The 1,997-nt window shown below is 69.2% G+C and carries 1 protein-coding gene; it reads right to left on the bottom strand.

Annotated elements, in window-relative coordinates; all coding sequences use genetic code 11:
- Positions 1-55: 55 nt before the first annotated feature.
- Positions 56-1,810, bottom strand: coding sequence for a CocE/NonD family hydrolase (locus ACWGJ2_RS40305; RefSeq protein ID WP_453351395.1), 1,755 nt, complete (start codon positions 1,808-1,810; stop codon positions 56-58).
- Positions 1,811-1,997: the final 187 nt, after the last annotated feature.

The following is a 1,997-nucleotide window of genomic DNA, read 5'->3' as shown; positions in this document are numbered from 1 at the left end:
GGGCCCCCCGTTTTCGGCGCGGGGCCCCCCCCCCCCTCCCCGGATGATCGGCGGCTCAGTCGCGCCCGCCGACCGGGGGCAGTTTGATCGTGGCGGGGCCGGGCTTCAGCTTCGCCGTGTTCGCCTTCGTGTAGACGTCGAGGTAGGGGGAGCGGTCGCCGTCCGTGCGGGTGTCGGCGGACGGGTCGTCCAGGGGCAGGGCGAGCCGCGCGTCCTGGATCGTGACCTTCTGCTTGGACGGGGTGTCGAGCCACTCGCCGGTCTGGACGGAGCCGATCTCCACGGCCAGTCGGTGTCCGCTCTTCAGGGTCCAGTCGGTGGTCTTCAGATCGAGGTCCAGGTGGTCGCGGTCCAGGCGGGAGACCTGCTCGTCGAACATGACGGCGGTCCCGTCCTCGGCCACGTCGTACAGCTTCACCATCACGTTGCCCTCGCCCTCGGCCGTCATGGAGACCTTGGGTGTGCCGCTGACGCGCGTGGCCTTCTCCAAAGGCTTTGACCAGACGAAGAAGCTCGCGGTGCTGTCGGCTCCCTCTCCCGGGCCCTTCGTGTCCGAGCCCGCGCCCTTGTCCACGTAGGAGCCGTTGCCGAGCCGGAGGTCGGCGGTGCGGTCCGTGGCGGGCCACGACTTCTCGGCGCGCCACTTGCCGGTGTTGTCCTCGACGGCGAAGTCCGGGGCGCGGTTCTTGGGCTCGGCGCCCTTCAGGTGCTCGTCGTAGAAGGCCATCGTCTCCTTGAACCAGCCCTCGCGGCCCATGGCGAGGCGCCCGTCCGCCGTCTTCTCGTTGCCGCGCACGTGGTCCCAGGGGCCGACCCAGCCGCGCTCCTCACCGCTGTGGTTGTCGAGGAACTTCCGCATCCCCAACGGCTTGGTGTTGTGCTCCAGGAGGCCCTGGGTGAAGAACAGCGGGGTGTCGGTGCCCTTGGCGTTCCCGGCAGGGCTGCGGTCCTTCCAGTACCTGTCCTCCGGGTCGCCGATGGAGGGGAGGGTGGCGCTGGCGGCGCACTCCGGGTGCTTCTTCTCGTACGCGGCGTTCTTCCGGTAGCGCTCGTCGTCCTTGGGCAGTTGCGGGAGCGTCGCTATGTCGTAGTACGTGATGGGCGCCTGCACGCCGTGCGGCCGGGGGATGCCGTTGGAGTGGAAGTGCTCGTTCAGGTCCCAGATCGGCTCCTGGGCTACGACGGCCTTGAGCGCGTCGTGCTTCGTGTTGTTGCCGAGCAGCCCTGTCCAGGCGTCGAAGGACTTGCCGTACATGCCCACCGAGCCGGAGGACCACGGCTGCTTCGCGCTCCAGTCGATCGCGGCCTTGACGTCTGCTTGGTCGCCGGGTCCGCCGAGGTCGAAGCAGCCGCTGGAGCCGCCGAAGCCGCGCGTGTCGACCATCACGAAGGAGTACCCCTTCTTGAACAGGTCGGTGCCCTTGATGAAGTCCTCGAAGCGGTCCGAAGGGCCTGGCTGCTTCCAGCCCTCCTCGTCCGTCTGTCCGGAGTGCCCGAAGTAGGAGCTGGCCGCCATGATGACCGGCGTCTTCTTGCCCTCGGGCAGCTTCTCCGGCCGCAGGACGTCGGCGTGCAGCTCGGTGCCGGAGCCGTCGGAGGAGGGGAAGTAGTGCTGCGTCCAGCGCGCGCCCTCGGGCACGCGCTCGTTCTCCTCGTGCGTGACGGCGTCGGTGGCGGTGGCCACCGCCTGGCCGTCGGCGCCGTCCGTGCCGTCCGACGTCGCTACGGCGACGGTGGCGAGCGTGCCCGTCAGGGCGATCGTGGTGACCAGCGCGATGGCGGCGCGGGTGGCCGTGGGGCCTTTCCTCATCTGAATCTCCAGGGCTCGGGCGAAGACGGACGGGCGTCGGAGGTCTGGACAGCACAGTGCGCGGACCTCCGCAGTGGCTGTCTCTGAACGTCATAGTGTCATTAAGTGACAGTGTGAGCAAGTGCCGACGACCCGCCCCGCCCGGACCCCACAGCAAAAACCGCCGCGGCGGCCCGGACCTACACGT

The sequence above is a fragment of the Streptomyces sp. NPDC054796 genome (assembly GCF_053611545.1).
The sequence above is the reverse complement of the archived record's forward strand: the minus strand, read 5'-3'. Positions and strand labels throughout refer to the sequence as shown.